This window comes from Rhizobium sp. 18065, from assembly GCF_902706095.1.
Lineage (GTDB): Bacteria > Pseudomonadota > Alphaproteobacteria > Rhizobiales > Rhizobiaceae > Allorhizobium.
The window spans coordinates 62,725-77,026 of the sequence record NZ_CACSJP010000005.1; the positions used below are offsets into that span (position 1 = coordinate 62,725).

General features: G+C 60.7%; 11 protein-coding genes. 6 read left to right on the forward strand and 5 right to left on the reverse strand.

Annotation, left to right across the window (positions count from 1 at the left end; translation table 11 throughout):
- The first annotated feature begins 133 nt into the window (after positions 1–133).
- Entirely contained in the window at positions 134–1,477 is a 1,344-nt protein-coding gene (locus GVK95_RS13425) for an HD-GYP domain-containing protein (RefSeq protein ID WP_159950432.1), read from the forward strand.
- A 371-nt stretch (positions 1,478–1,848) separates the two neighbouring features.
- Here the strand turns inward: GVK95_RS13425 and GVK95_RS13430 are convergent, their stop codons facing one another.
- Entirely contained in the window at positions 1,849–2,280 is a 432-nt protein-coding gene (locus tag GVK95_RS13430; protein WP_007605332.1) for an Lrp/AsnC family transcriptional regulator, read from the reverse strand.
- Between the two features lie 155 nt (positions 2,281–2,435).
- Here GVK95_RS13430 and GVK95_RS13435 point away from each other — a divergent pair, with 155 nt between their 5' ends.
- The gene (locus tag GVK95_RS13435) at positions 2,436–3,539 is read left to right on the forward strand and encodes a saccharopine dehydrogenase family protein (RefSeq protein WP_159950434.1); all 1,104 of its coding nucleotides are present in this window, start codon (positions 2,436–2,438) and stop codon (positions 3,537–3,539) included.
- Positions 3,540–4,074: 535 nt separating this feature from the next.
- Here the strand turns inward: GVK95_RS13435 and GVK95_RS13440 are convergent.
- Positions 4,075–4,467, reverse strand: a complete 393-nt coding sequence (locus GVK95_RS13440) for a hypothetical protein (RefSeq protein ID WP_159950435.1) — start codon at positions 4,465–4,467, stop codon at positions 4,075–4,077.
- A gap of 174 nt (positions 4,468–4,641) precedes the next feature.
- Positions 4,642–7,203, reverse strand: coding sequence for an FAD-dependent oxidoreductase (locus GVK95_RS13445; RefSeq protein WP_159950436.1), 2,562 nt, complete (start codon positions 7,201–7,203; stop codon positions 4,642–4,644).
- 343 nt (positions 7,204–7,546) lie between these two features.
- Between GVK95_RS13445 and GVK95_RS13450 the strand changes: the two genes are divergently transcribed.
- Entirely contained in the window at positions 7,547–9,409 is a 1,863-nt protein-coding gene (locus GVK95_RS13450; protein WP_159950437.1) for a PAS domain-containing methyl-accepting chemotaxis protein, read from the forward strand.
- Positions 9,410–9,458: 49 nt separating this feature from the next.
- Here the strand turns inward: GVK95_RS13450 and GVK95_RS13455 are convergent, their stop codons facing one another.
- Entirely contained in the window at positions 9,459–10,940 is a 1,482-nt protein-coding gene (locus GVK95_RS13455) for a protein adenylyltransferase SelO (RefSeq protein WP_159950438.1), read from the reverse strand.
- Positions 10,941–11,182: 242 nt separating this feature from the next.
- Between GVK95_RS13455 and GVK95_RS13460 the strand changes: the two genes are divergently transcribed.
- The 3 genes from GVK95_RS13460 to GVK95_RS13470 all read left to right on the forward strand — a co-directional run bounded on the left by GVK95_RS13460 (position 11,183) and on the right by GVK95_RS13470 (position 13,453).
- Positions 11,183–11,680, forward strand: coding sequence for a hypothetical protein (locus GVK95_RS13460; RefSeq protein ID WP_159950439.1), 498 nt, complete (start codon positions 11,183–11,185; stop codon positions 11,678–11,680).
- A gap of 118 nt (positions 11,681–11,798) precedes the next feature.
- A complete protein-coding gene (gene greA, locus GVK95_RS13465) occupies positions 11,799–12,281 on the forward strand; it encodes a transcription elongation factor GreA (protein WP_159950440.1) in 483 nt (160 codons plus the stop codon).
- 218 nt (positions 12,282–12,499) lie between these two features.
- Positions 12,500–13,453: an MYG1 family protein gene (locus GVK95_RS13470; protein ID WP_159950441.1), complete on the forward strand. Its 954-nt coding sequence runs from the start codon at positions 12,500–12,502 to the stop codon at positions 13,451–13,453.
- A gap of 58 nt (positions 13,454–13,511) precedes the next feature.
- Here GVK95_RS13470 and GVK95_RS13475 read toward each other — a convergent pair whose 3' ends face one another.
- A complete protein-coding gene (locus tag GVK95_RS13475; RefSeq protein WP_159950443.1) occupies positions 13,512–14,237 on the reverse strand; it encodes a pentapeptide repeat-containing protein in 726 nt (241 codons plus the stop codon).
- Between the last annotated feature and the right edge of the window lie 65 nt (positions 14,238–14,302).

Consider the following 14,302-nt stretch of genomic DNA (forward strand, 5'->3'; position numbering starts at 1 on the left):
ACAGGAGGTTAGCCCAAGGGAGAAACTCCTCCTTCTCAAAAACGTCCAGCGCTGCAGCTTTCAAGACACCGGCCATCACAAGACACCGGCCATTAACAGTCCACTCTGTATAAGCAGGTAAGAAGGAATGGATATGGCCACGCAGATAAGACTGGCAGAGATCATCGAGGCGCTAAGCCATGCACTGGACCTCACCGAAGGCCAGCCGCCCGGCCATTGCATCCGTTGCTGCTATATCGGCACCGCGATCGGGCAGAAACTCGGTCTGGCGGAAGACCGGCTGCGTGACCTCTATTACACGCTGATGCTCAAGGATCTTGGCTGCTCGTCCAACGCCGCCAGGATCTGCGAACTCTATCTCGCCGATGACCTGAAGTTCAAACATGATTTCAAGCTGGTCGATGGCTCGTTCCCGCAGATCCTGCGCTTCGTGCTCTCCCACACCGGCATGCAGGCGGGCCTTGCCGAACGGTTCCGCGGCCTGCTCAACATTGTCAAGAACGGCGCGGAAATCTCCCAGAGCCTGATCCGCACCCGCTGCCAGCGCGGCGCCGAGATTGCCCGCCAGATGCGATTTTCCGAAGAGGTGGCGCAAGGCATTCTCGATCTTGATGAACATTTCAATGGCGGCGGCCAACCCGCCGGCCTTAAGGGAGAAGATATCCATCTTTTTGCCCGCATAGCGCTGCTCGCCCAGGTCGCCGATGTTTTCTTCGTCAATGAAGGCCCAGACGCCGCGCTCGCCGAAGTCAGCAAGCGCGCCGGCAGTTGGTTCGATCCCCAACTCGTCGATATGTTCAAAACCGTAGCAACACCGGTCTTCTGGGCCGAACTCGGCGCAGACAACCTCGAACGCTTCGTTCTCGCCCGCGAGCCCGGACGGCAGGCGATCATGGCAGACGAGGACTACCTCGACGACATCGCTGCCGGATTCGCCCATGTGATCGACGCAAAAAGCCCCTACACCTCCGGTCACAGCGACCGCGTCGCCCTGTTTACCGACATGATCGCCGAAGAGATGGGCATGGCAGCGCCGGAGCGCCGACGGCTGAAACGCGCCGCCCTGCTGCATGATATCGGCAAGCTCGGCGTCTCCAACAGCGTGCTCGACAAGCCCGGCCGCCTGGAAGGCGAGGAATGGGAGCAGATGAAACGCCATGCCGAATTCTCCGAGACGATCCTGTCGCGCATCGAGGTCTTCTCCGATCTGGCGCTGATCGGCGGCGCCCATCACGAAAAGCTCGACGGCTCCGGCTATCCGCGTGGCCTGCAAGGCGAACAGATCAGCTTCGAGACCCGCATCGTCTCGACCGCCGACGTCTTCGACGCACTCACCGCCGACCGCCCCTACCGCGCCGCCATGCCGGTCGCCAAGGCCCTGGCCATCCTCTGGGAGGGTGCCGGCACAAGCCATGACCCGGCCTGTATCGAAGCGCTGGAACGGGCACTGACGCGAGCGGAACTCAAGGCGGCTTGAGATAACGGCTCTTCTCTCTTGGCGCTGGTCGCTGGCCAGCGCGCCCGTTCGCCCCCCTCTGCCCTGCCGGGCATCTCCCGCACAGGTGGGGAGATCGAACCGCAGGTCGCGCTCGCCTGACCTGATGGCGATCAGCGCGCTGTTCCGATTTCGGTAGAGACGCGGCTGGCGGCATTGCCGAGACGGCATGGCATTGTCTTCAACGCGGCTTTCCTGCCTGGGTTCTCTTGCCTGTTTTTGGCTGGTTTTTCGGCTGGGCGAGCGGCCCCGTCTTGCGGATCTCCCCACCTGTGGGGGAGATGCCCGGCAGGGCAGAGAGGGGCGAGCTTGCGTCAACGATACCCGCGCGCCCATATCAGCTGCAGATAAAACTACCGCGCAATCCGCGTCGACAGGATGATCGACGACAGTGTGCGCTCGACCCCCGACACCTCGCCGATCCGGTCGATCAGCCGGTCGAGCTCGGCGATCGACGGAGCAGCAACAATGGCGATCAGGTCGTAGGGGCCATTGACCGAATAGAGCGCGGTGACGTCCCTTATGGCATTCAGGTCCGCCGTCACCTGGGCCAGCGCCTTGGGTGCCATCGTGATCATCACATGCGCCCGGATCAGCCCGCTCTCATAGGCCTCCGACAGCCTCAGCGCATAGCCGGCGATCACGCCCTGCTCCTCCAGCCGTTCGAGCCGTGCCTGGACTGTGGTGCGCGACAGGCCCAATCGCCGCGCCAGTTCCGCCACCGGCATGCGGGCGTTCTCGGCGAGCAGTGACAAAAGCGCGCGATCCTTGTCGGTAACCTGCATTATGCTAATCCATGTCGTCGTTTCGTAGCAAATGATACGTGGTTTTCAACATTTCGTCACTTGGAATCGACAGGTGACCCGCTCACACTGGCTTTCACCAAATTGCAATCGGCCGGTCGTCGCACCGGCCCCTTTACATTTATAGGGGCACAGTCATGAAAAACGTCGTCATCATCGGAGCCGGCAAGATCGGTGGCGCGATTGCCCGCATGCTGGCTGAAACCGGCGACTATCAGGTGACCGTGGCCGACCGCAGCGCCGACCAGCTCGCCAAGCTCGACGCCCACGCCGCGGTGACAACCAAGGTTGTCGACATCACCGACAGCGCAGCCCTCGATGCCCTGCTCGCCGAAAAATTCGCCGTCCTATCGGCAGCCCCTTTCCACCTGACCGGCGCAATCGCCGAGAGTGCCGCGCGCACCGCCACCCACTATCTCGACCTGACCGAAGATGTCGCCACCACCCGCAAGGTCGAGCAGCTGGCGGTGAATGCCAAATCCGCCTTCATTCCCCAATGCGGCCTTGCCCCGGGCTTCATCTCGATCGTCGCCCAGGACCTGACCAAACATTTCGACACGCTCGACAGCGTGCGCATGCGGGTCGGCGCCCTGCCGCAATATCCGTCCAACGCGCTGAACTACAACCTGACCTGGTCGACCGACGGCCTGATCAACGAATATATCGAGCCCTGCGAGGCGGTCGTCGAAGGCAAGCTCACCGTGGTCCCGGCCATGGAAGAGCGCGAGGAATTCTCGCTCGACGGCGTCACCTATGAGGCCTTCAACACCTCCGGCGGCCTCGGCACACTGGCGAAGACGCTCGAAGGTCGCGTGCGCACGATGAACTATCGCACCATCCGCTATCCCGGCCACCAGGCGATCATCAAGGCGCTGCTCAACGACTTCAACCTGAAGAACCGGCGTGACGTGCTGAAGGATCTGTTCGAAAACGCCCTGCCCGCCACCATGCAAGACGTCGTCGTCATCTTCGTCACCGTCTGCGGCTGGAAGGACGGCCGCTATCTGCAGGAAACCTATGCCAACAAGGTCTATGCCGGCGTCGTCGCTGCTAAAAAAATGAGCGCCATCCAGATCACCACGGCGGCCGGCATCTGCACCGTGCTCGACCTGCTCGCCGACGGCACGCTGCCTGCCAAGGGTTTCGTCCGCCAGGAAGAAATCGCCCTTCCCGCCTTCCTCGCCAACCGCTTCGGCCGCGTCTACGACCCCGAAGTCATGCGCGTCGCCAAGGTCGGCTAAACACCTCCGGGGGGAGGAGCGGACCGCAAGGTCCCCCGGACGGGGCGGTATAAGACAAAAATGGAGGACCGCCCCGTCCACCTCGGTCGAATGTCATGGGGGGTATTGCGTGTGTACGCGCACGCCGATCTCCCCCCTTGCGGGGGAGACTTCGGAGCCTTGGCCGAAGGCCAGAAATCGATCCAGTGAAAAGATTTCAGCGAACGGAGGCCTGAGCGCGACGCCGCGCGAAGGCTGTGAGAGGAATTGGCCCGATCAGGGCCAACCCTCAGATTTCGCAAGAGAGGGGCTTGGTCAGGATGGTGCCAACCGAACCGTGCCCCTCTCCAGGAAAATCTGAAGTTTAGCCGGCTTGCGCGCGCCTAAGCCTTCGATTTTCCGTCCTCCCCCGCATGGGGGGAGGTGGGACCGCCCTACTCTTCGTCAATCGGCAAAGCCGAAAGCTTGAGGCCCATGGCTTTCATCAGCTTGAGCACCGTGGCGAACTCCGGATTTCCGATTTCGGCGGCATCGCCCTCTTCCAGAGCAGTTGCCGCTAGCGGATCAGCCCCATGTCTTTAAGCCGTTCTCTCCGCACTCGACCAATCTCGTCCCAAGCAACGTCCCAGACTTTTTTGTTGAGCTCAACATAAAAGCCTGAGATTTTGTATGCTGGCATACCATCAGCGCTGGCGCGTCTTGTCAGCGCTTGCATGATCGGTTCGCAATCGCGCATGCCTGCGTGGATCACAACATCAAGGTCATCATTTTTGAACCATAGCTTGTTGTCAAAAGCTCGTGCTCGGGCTCGATCCACTGAGCACGTAACAAAGGCTTTGCTTTCCGGATAGTTGACTGCAGATGCAAAGTATATTTTTGATGTCGTGTTGCATGAAATGAGACTGAGGCAACTCATCAAGAAAAGACCGGAATAAACAATTTGACGCACGAAATACCCCCATAAATTTTATTCAACAACTCGTTATGCAACCGGCCAAATCGCGCCGCAAGCTGATGGGAGATGCTTCGAACTGAAAATTGCGGGTAATGTGAAATAGATGACAAAAAACCCGCCGGCCTCTCAACCGACGGGTCCACTACCCTCTGAACAATACGCTCAGCCTCAGCTCCGCGGCTTCAAATTCTCCGCATCATACAGCGGCTTGTAGCCAACCCCGGCCACTTCCACCGGATAGGTCTCGCCGAAATACTCGACATTCAGCTTCCGCCCCACTTCGCAATAGTCCTGCGGCAGATAGGCGAGCGCGATATTCTTGCCAATCGTCGGGCCAAACGCGATCGAGGTCGTGTAGGAGCGTCGGCCGAGGCTGTCGATGAGCACGTCGCCGGTTGCCGGGTCCATGACCGGCAGCGAGCCGACCGGATAGCGCTTGACGCCCTTGGCATCGGTGTTTTCCGTCATCACCAGCGTGCAGAGCATCGCCGGCTGCTTGTCCCGCGCCTTGTATTCGAGATGCTTGGCCTTGCCGCGGAAATCGGCTTCCTTGACCTTCGGACGCGCCAGATCGGCTTCGATCAGGTTGTACTGGGTAAGCAGGTCGGCATTCTGCAGGCGCAGGCTCTTTTCCATGCGCCGCGAATTGGCATAGGTCTCGACGCCAAACGCCATGACGCCTGTCGCACGCAGGGCATCCCAGACGGCAAGGCCGTCTTCGTACTTCATGTGCAGTTCCCAGCCCTGCTCGCCGACATAGGAAATGCGGAATGCGGTGACCGGTTTGCCGCCGATCTCGATCTGCTTGATCTGGGCGAAGGCGAAGTTTTCCGGATCGAGGCCGGCCGGCTCGGAAACCACCTTCTTCAGCGTGTCGCGGGCATTCGGGCCCCAGATGCCGATGGTGATGAACTTTTCCGAGACGTCGGTGATCGTCACGTCGAGGCCACGATCCTCAGCGACGCGCTTCATGTAGTGGAAGTCGCGCGGGCCGGCATCCGCCCCGTTGATCAACCGGCAACGGTCGGCCATGCGGATGACGGTGAAGTCGGCCCGCACCATGCCCTCGTCGTCGAGGAAGTGGGTGTAGATACCCTTGCCGATATTGCCGTCGCCACCGATCTTGGCAGCGCAGAGCCATTCGAGCAGTTCGACATGGTCGGGGCCTTCGATGTCGACCATGTGGAAATGGCTGAGATTGACGATGCCGCAATCCTCGCTCATCGCCAGATGTTCGGCATTCGAGACGCGCCAGAAATGGCGGTTGTCCCACTCGTTTTCACGCACCGGCACGCGGTCGCCGTATTTTTCCAGCAGATGCTCGTTGGCTTTGTAGCCATGCGCACGCTCCCAGCCGCCGAGTTCCATGAAATAGCCGCCGAGTTCCTTTTCGCGCTCATGGAAGGGCGAACGCTTGGCGCCACGGCTCGACGCATAGGGCTCGCGGGTGTGCACGGCCGGGAAATAGATCTTCTGCGCCGCCTCGAAGCAGCGGTTGGCAATGAAGTCTTCGGTCAGTTGATGCGGATAGAAGCGGGCATAGTCGATCGAGTTGTGGTCGATCTCGGTGCGCCCGTCGGTCATCCAGTCGGCGATCAGCTTGCCGTAGCCCGGGCCGTCCTTGACCCAGATGGCAACGCAGTACCACAAACCGCGCACCTTCTGGCTTTCGCCACAGGACGGACCGCCGGCGGCAGACACCTGCAGCAGACCGTTGAACGAATGACCTTCGTTATAGCCGAGTTCGCCGAGGATCGGCGTCAGTTCCATGGCGCGCTCGAGCGGCTCGATGATCTGCTCCATGTCGAGATCGCGCTGCGACGGCGACAGGCGCGCCTCATGCTTCTCCAGCAGTTCGCGCGGATGGCACATGCGCGGATTGGTGGTCTCGTAATAACCCCACTCGATCTGGCCGCCTTCCGATGTCTTCGGGTCGCCGGTGTCGCGCATATAGGCGGAATTGCCCTGGTCGCGCAGCAGCGGATAGCCGATATCCTTGCCGGTGCCTTCGAATTCGTTATACGGCCCGAAGAAGGTCAGTGGATGGTCGACCGGCATGACCGGCAGGTCTTCACCGACCATTTCGGCAATCAGACGGCCCCAGAGACCGGCGCAGACGATGACGTGATCGGCCATGATCGTGCCGCGATGGGTGACGACACCCTTGATGCGACCGCCCTCGACGATCAGCGACTGGGCCGGGGTATTGGCAAATGCGGTGAGCTTGCCCGATTTCTCAGCCGTATCGACAAGCTTGCCGGCAACCGTCTGCGAACGCGGAATGACAAGGCCGGCGTCCGGATCGAAAAGGCCGCCCATCACCTGGTCTTCCTCGATCAGCGGAAACTTTGCCTTGATTTCGGCCGGCGAGACATAATGGGCGCGGGTGCCGAACGCCTTGGCAGACGACAGCTTGCGCTTGATCTCTTCCATCCAGGTATCATCGCCGGTGCGCGCCACTTCCAGGCCGCCGATGCGGGCGTAGTGACCCATCTTCTCGAAGAAATCGATCGAATACTGGGTCGTCCACACCGACAGATAGTCGTGGCTCGTGGTGTAACAGAAGTCCGAGGCATGCGCTGTCGAGCCGATATCGGTCGGGATGCCCGACTTGTCGATACCGACGATGTCGTCCCAACCCCGCTCGATGAGATGATGGGCGATGGAGGCGCCGACGATCCCTCCGAGACCGATGATGACGACTTTTGCCTTGGACGGAAACTCTGCCATAGCCTGCAACCCTGCCTGCGAGAATGATTGATGTTGAGGTCGATTTTAGGGTGAGCAGTCGCACAATTGCAGCCTGTCTGCGACATTCTCCAAGTGTTGCACGACCACTTATCCGCTGACAATCTGCCAGCCAGCGGCAAAATGACAACAGCCGATGTCGCCCGCGCGACAGGTGCAGGGAACATTCGGCAAGTCGGGTGACAGGGACGCTCCAATACCCACTATCCGCCCTGTCGCCAAAACAACAACACATCGAGATACTCTAATACACATTGTATGCACGTTTTAAGTAAGATTTAAATTTAAACTACTACAATTCAGGGGAGTTCATTTGGAGCCTCCCATGCCTTTTCCAACCATCGATTTCCAAGATACAAAATCCGTTCTCGATGCCTTCAGCCGCTCCCAGGCAATCATCGAGTTCAGCACGGACGGGACGATCCTGACCGCCAACGAGAACTTCTGCAAAGCGCTCGGCTACCGCCTTGAGGACATCGTCGGCAAGCATCATCGGATCTTCGTCAATCCGGCAGACGCCGCCTCGCCTGACTATGCCGCATTCTGGCAACGACTGGCATCGGGCAAGTTCGATCGCGGCCAGTACAAGCGCTTCGGCAAGAACGGCAAACCGATCTGGATCGAGGCCTCGTATAACCCGGTCATGCGCCGCGGCAAGGCCTACAAGGTCATCAAGATCGCCTCCGACATCACCGAAAGCAAGATGCGGTCGCTCGACAGCAACGGCAAGCTTGAGGCCCTGTCGCGGGCACAGGCGGTGATCGAATTCACCCCGGATGGCCAGATCCTCACAGCAAACGAGAATTTCCTCTCCGCACTCGGCTATACCCTGGCCGATATTGCCGGCCAGCATCACCGCATGTTCTGCGAGCCGGGTTACGCGGCATCAAACGACTATGCGGCTTTCTGGCCGCGCCTGGCAGCCGGCCAGTTTGTCAGCGACGAATTCACCCGGCTTCGCAAGGACGGCCAGCCGATCTATATCCAGGCCACCTACAACCCGATCCTCGATGACGAGGGCAAGGTGTTCAAGGTCGTCAAGTTTGCCACCGACATCAGCGGTCGCGTCACCGCGCTGAAGCAGGTCGGCGCAGGCCTTGAGCGTCTGGCAGATTGCAATATCCGCATGACCATCGATGAGCCGTTTACGCCGGAATTCGAACACCTGCGCGCGCATTTCAATACCGCGATTGGCAAATTCCAGGAAACGCTGGAGGACGTACTGGCGGAAACGACCGTTGTATCGTCGAAGAGCCTCGAGATGCACGACAACGCGGCCGGTCTGGCCCAGCGTTCAGAACAGCAGGCGACGGCCCTTGAGCAGACATCGGCAGCACTTGAGCAGATCACCGGAACAGTGAAGGAATCGAGCGCCCGCGCAGTCGACACCCGCAAGCTGGTCAGCAATGCGCGCCAGGCTGCGACCGAATCCGTGGAAGTGGTCAAGGCAACGGTCAACGCCATGGGCCGCATCGAGGGAGCCTCGAAAGAAATCACCAATATCATCAGCGTCATCGATGAAATTGCCTTCCAGACCAACCTTCTCGCGCTGAACGCAGGCGTCGAGGCAGCGCGTGCCGGCGAAAGCGGCAAGGGTTTTGCCGTGGTTGCACAGGAAGTCCGCGAACTGGCGCAGCGTTCGGCCAAGGCCGCCAAGGAAATCTCCGGCCTGATCGCCAAATCGACCACCGAAGTGCAGGAAGGTGTCAGATTGGTCGGCGAAACCGGCGAGGCACTGACCCGGATCGAGCACTTCGTCGAATCGATCAACGGCAATGTCGAGGCGATCGCCACTGCCGCAACGGAACAGGCGACCAGCTTGCAGGAGATCAACTCGACGGTCTCCTCGCTCGATCAGATGACCCAGCAGAATGCGGCAATGGTCACCGGCATCAGCGCCGTCAGCGAGAATCTGTCGAGCGGCGCCAGCCATCTGGTGACGCTGGTCCAGAGCTTCAAGCTCGACCGACGCAAGCAACGCCGCGAACCCGGCTCTGAAGCGCAAGCGCGAGGCGTGCAGGACCGCGCAAACGCCTCAGCCCCCATGCGCCCGGTCGCCAACGCGACAAAGCTGCAGGCCTCTGCCCCTCGACCAGCGGCACGCCCTACGCCCGCCACCGCCCCGGCCCGCATGCCGGCCTCGATCGGCAACACCGCATTGAAGCAGGACAGCTGGGAAGAATTCTGATCAGCTGAAAATAGGCGGCGGGTCAAGATCTGGATGCCCCGCCGTTTCTCTATGTTCCGCAGAAGGTGCGTGTCACGCGCTGTTCCGGCCTAGGTGGCTGGCATAAATCGGCCACATCCGGGTCTTCCGCGAAGGGTTTCCGCAAAGCGTCAGACAGCCGGTGGAAGAACGAAAAATCGTTGTAGATTGCCGCCTGGATGGCCTCCTCGATCCTGTGATTGCGCGGGATCAGAGCGGGATTGACGGTCTCCATCTGAGCCTGGATCTCCGCCGCGGAGCGACCGCCTTGCAGACGCTCACGCCAGCGGACGAGCCAATCGGCAAGCCCCGCCGGATCGGCAAACTGCGCCTCCAGCACCGCGTCATCCGCCCCCCCGGCAAGTTTGCAAAGGGCGCGAAACGTCAGCGTGAAATCCGCCTCGCCTCTTTGCATCAGATCAAGGAAGTCGCTGACCAGCATCCTGTCTTCATCTTTTTCACCCACAAGACCGAGCTTGGCGCGGAAGGCCGCAAGCCAGGCCGCCTGGAAGACGTCGCCGAACTGGGACAAGACGCCATTGGCCACCTCGACGGCTTTTTCCTCGTCTTCATCCAGCAACGGCAGCAGGCATTCCGCCAGCCGCGCGATGTTCCATTGGCCGATACCCGGCTGGTTGGCATAGGCATAGCGGCCGCGCTGGTCGATCGAGGAAAACACCTTCTTCGGATCATACTCGTCGAGAAAGGCGCAAGGACCGAAATCGATCGTCTCGCCGGAGATCGCGACGTTGTCGGTGTTCATCACCCCATGGATGAAGCCGACCGACAGCCAGCGGGCGATCAGTTCGGCCTGACGCACCGAAATGGCCGACAGCAGCGCCGCATAGGGATTTTCCGCGCCGGTGACTTCGGGATAATGCCGCTCGATCACATGATCGGCGAGTGTCTTCACTCCATCGGTATCACCGCGCGCGGCGAAATACTGGAACGTGCCGACGCGGATATGGCTGGCGGCGACCCGGGTGAACACGGCCCCCGGCAGCACCGTCTCGCGGATCACCGGTTCACCGGTCAGCACGGCCGCAAGCGCCCGTGTCGTCGGAATGCCAAGGGCTGCCATCGCCTCGGAGACGATATACTCACGCAGCACCGGACCAAGCGCTGCAAGCCCATCTCCGTTGCGGGAAAAGGCTGTCGGACCGGCGCCTTTCAGCTGGATGTCGCGTCGACGTCCCTCTTGATCGATCACCTCGCCGAGCAGTAGCGCTCGGCCATCGCCGAGCTGCGGATTGAAATGACCGAACTGATGGCCAGAATAGGCCATGGCGATCGGCTCGGCGCCGACCGGCAGCACCTGCCCGGAAAAAATCTGCGCCAGCCGCGCGGTATCGCCGATATCAAGCGCAATGCCAAGCTGATCGGCCAGTGCCTGATTGTAGCGGATCAACTGTGGCTGTGCGGCTGCGGCGGGCTTGGCCGGGCGAAAGAAGTGCTCGGGCAACCGACTGTAGCTGTTGTCAAACGCGATCAATGGCAACTCCTTGCCCGGCATGGTGCCAGGCTCTTAATTCACAATGCAATATGGGGATCGTACCCGGACAGACAAGCGTAAACCGCAGCACTTTAACGGGGGATGGAACGGGCCAAATATGGGCACGGAGCGGTCCGCCATCTTGTCTGGCAATGAGACACTGCGCTAACTGATCAACGGCGGGATTGCGTGACTGCGCAGTCCATCCGGCCAATCGCCTTCACTGAATGACTTTCGGAATGCGCCTGACAGGGACCACGATCATGAAGTTTCGCCACGCCATCCTCGCCGCATTCATGGCGCTCGCCGGCTGCACCACGACAGAAGAAGCCCAGCAGGTGATCCAGTCACGCTGGGTCGGCCAGCCGATCGATTCCTTTTTCATGCAGTATGGTCCACCGGTCAGCGAATATCCCCTGTCGAACGGCACGATCATCTTCACATGGCGCGGCGGTGACAAGACACGCTATATTCCTCCGACCTACACCATGCCCGAACCGGCCCGCACCGTCGTGCGCACGGAGACGCGCCAGACCGGCTCAGGACAGACCGTGACCGAAACCCGCGTCATTGCCCGCGATCCGGGCTGGGGACCTGAAATGATTTCGCCGCCGCAATATCAGCAACTGTTTTGCGAATTGCAGATTACCGCCGACAAATCGAACCATATCATGACGATCCGCGCGTCGAACGACACCGATGGCGAGGGGCTGAGCTTGTCGAGATGCGCCGAAGTGCTGGATGCGCATCCGAAAAAATAAGGCGGTGACGTAAGGTTTGCCATCGATGGCGCGTGCATTGCGCTTTTGTGCAAACTATTGACAAACATGGCGGCCCTTCGGGCATTCAAAGCGTGCCGCACTGTGACGGAGTTGAAGATTGAGCGTTGCCTTCACCAAGGAAGAAAGTTCCGAAACGGCTGCAGAAACCCTGCTGCCCGACCGGCCGATTTCACCGCATCCGAACCTTGTCACGGAGGCCGGACTGAAGGCGCTTGAACAGCACCTGCGCCAGGCGCGCGACGCCTATGAGGCAACGGCCGGGATCGAGGACGTCAATGAACGGCGCCGGCAGGCGGCAACACCTTTGCGCGATACCCGCTACTTTGCGGCCAGGCTTCACACTGCGCAGCTTATCCCGCAGCCGGGATCGACGGATACTGTCGCCTTCGGCAGCACTGTGACCTTCAGCCGAGACGACGGGCGTGTGCAGACCTATCGGATCGTCGGCGAGGACGAGGCCGATCCGAAGACCGGATCGATTTCCTTCGTATCCCCGGTGGCGAAGATGCTGATCGGCAAGACTGTCGGCGACATCGTCGAGGCGGCTGGTCAGGAACTGGAGATCACCGCGATTTCCTGACGAAGTCAGGCAACGCTTGCCTCTGGCATTGGAGAAATGCGTCTATGTGTGGCGCCAGGCGGCTCAAGACATCACGCGAGATCAAAAGGCCGCGCCGGAGCTTCCAAATACGCCGATTGCGGCCAAATGCGCACTTGGCGGGTTGAGATGACATCCCGCAACAGGTATCTGGTGCCAACTACAAGCAGGCCCCAGCAACCCACAAGGCGTATCCCGGCATGATCCCAGACTTCCTCGTCACCCATTCCGGTGGCTTCCATGCCGACGAGCTTCTGTCCAGCGTCATCCTCACCAAGCTATTCCCCCAGGCTCGGATCGTCCGCAGCCGGGCACCCGAATGGATCAGCCCCGGTTCGGACCGCATCATCTACGACGTTGGTGGCGCCTATGACGCGCAAGCGCAGATCTTTGACCATCACCAGCGCGGTGCACCGCTGCGCGATGATGGCCAGCCCTACAGCTCATTCGGTTTGATCTGGAAACACTATGGCCGCGACTATCTCGCAGCTTCAGGCGTGCCCGAGGCGCATATTGACAAGGTACATGCGTCCTTCGATGCGAGCTTCGTTCTGCCGATCGACCTGGTTGATAACGGCGCCCTCAGCCCGTCGATCGCGGGGCCGCTGGCAGGACTGACGCTGCCGACGCTTCTGGAAACACTAAAGCCGGTATTTGATGAAACCGACCCTGAAGCCATTGATCGCTGCTTCCATGCGGCGCTGGCCGTTGCCCGCAGCTTTGTCGAGGCGCGGATCGCCGGCAGTGCCGCAAAATTGCGTGCCGAGGGCCTTGTGCATCAGGCGATCGTCGATACCGGCGCGGGTCGCGTGCTGGAACTACCGATGGGCATGCCCTTCCGCCCGGCCATTCTGAAGGCGGGTGCCGATCACCTTCTGTTCGTGGTGCACCCGCGCGACAAGGACTGGTGCCTGACCACCATCCGCCGTGCGGACGAGGGCTTTGAGGTCCGAGCCGATCTGCCGGCCGCCTGGGCGGGCCTGACCAACGGCGATCTGGAAGCTGCCTGCGGCATCGCTGGCGCTAGTTTCTGTCACAATGGACGCTTCGTCGCCGCGGCTAAATCGCGCGAGGCGGCACTCGCCATGGCCGATCTGGCTGTGACCGAGGCTCTCTCGATCGAGCAGGCGCAGGCAGCAGTCACCCAGGTCTAACCGCAGAGCCAGCCGCCAGCGGGACCAGACAACTGTCGGATACCCGATCTTGTCGCGGTTATTCCTGCTGAAACTGGCAGGGCCAGCTGGCGGGTGCATTCAGACCGGCCGGCAGCCTTGTTTGCGCATCGCCGCAAGCCATGTCCACCTGCCACTGGGTGAGCCCTGTCGCAGCCGTCAGATCGACGCCTTCGATGCGGGTGAGGAAGAAGAAAGCACGGTCGAAATCGACCGGCTTGGCAAATGTCGCCCCGCGAAAGTCGGCGCGCGCAAGATTGGCCAACGAGAAACGGCTGCCGCCGACATCGGCTCGGTCGAATTGCGAGCGTCCCAGATCAGCCTTGGTGAAATCCGCATCGCCAAGCTTCGCCTGGGTGAAGATGGACCGCTGCAATTCGGCGCCGCTGAAAACGGCGCCCAGAGCATCGAGCTGGCTGAAATCGGTCCGGTAGGCTTCAATCCTCGCAAAGCGCGCGCCCGTGGCAATCGACCCGGCAAAGCTGGCGCGCACCAGGACCGCCTTCTCCAGGTTTGCCTTGGTCAGATTGCTGCTTCTGAGATCCGTCGAGGTGAAATCCGTCCGGGCGAGAATTGCACCGCTGAGATCGCTGCTGTCCAGCATGATCAGCTTCTTGTCGCAATCCTCCCAATTGATCCCCGGCGCCGGAGAAGCGCGGCAATCGTCGGCAGCCTGAGCGGACTGCACAAAAAGCCCGACACAGGCCGCTGCCAGCAGGAAAGTTTGAAAAACTGATTTTCCGCACGTCACAATCATTGGCCGCATAGCCTCATCCCATCCGCCGATACGCTTGCACTGCTTCCTATATAGGGCATGCGCCCCAATTGAAG

Bases quoted from the DNA above. Each gene is read 5' to 3' on its own strand.
- GVK95_RS13425 (WP_159950432.1), top strand. From the start codon at position 134: ATGGCCACGCAGATAAGACTGGCAGAGATCATCGAGGCGCTAAGCCAT.
- GVK95_RS13430 (WP_007605332.1), bottom strand. From the start codon at position 2,280: ATGCAGGTTACCGACAAGGATCGCGCGCTTTTGTCACTGCTCGCCGAG.
- GVK95_RS13435 (WP_159950434.1), top strand. From the start codon at position 2,436: ATGAAAAACGTCGTCATCATCGGAGCCGGCAAGATCGGTGGCGCGATT.
- GVK95_RS13445 (WP_159950436.1), bottom strand. From the start codon at position 7,203: ATGGCAGAGTTTCCGTCCAAGGCAAAAGTCGTCATCATCGGTCTCGGA.
- GVK95_RS13450 (WP_159950437.1), top strand. From the start codon at position 7,547: ATGCCTTTTCCAACCATCGATTTCCAAGATACAAAATCCGTTCTCGAT.
- GVK95_RS13455 (WP_159950438.1), bottom strand. From the start codon at position 10,940: ATGCCGGGCAAGGAGTTGCCATTGATCGCGTTTGACAACAGCTACAGT.
- GVK95_RS13460 (WP_159950439.1), top strand. From the start codon at position 11,183: ATGAAGTTTCGCCACGCCATCCTCGCCGCATTCATGGCGCTCGCCGGC.
- GVK95_RS13470 (WP_159950441.1), top strand. From the start codon at position 12,500: ATGATCCCAGACTTCCTCGTCACCCATTCCGGTGGCTTCCATGCCGAC.
- GVK95_RS13475 (WP_159950443.1), bottom strand. From the start codon at position 14,237: ATGCGGCCAATGATTGTGACGTGCGGAAAATCAGTTTTTCAAACTTTC.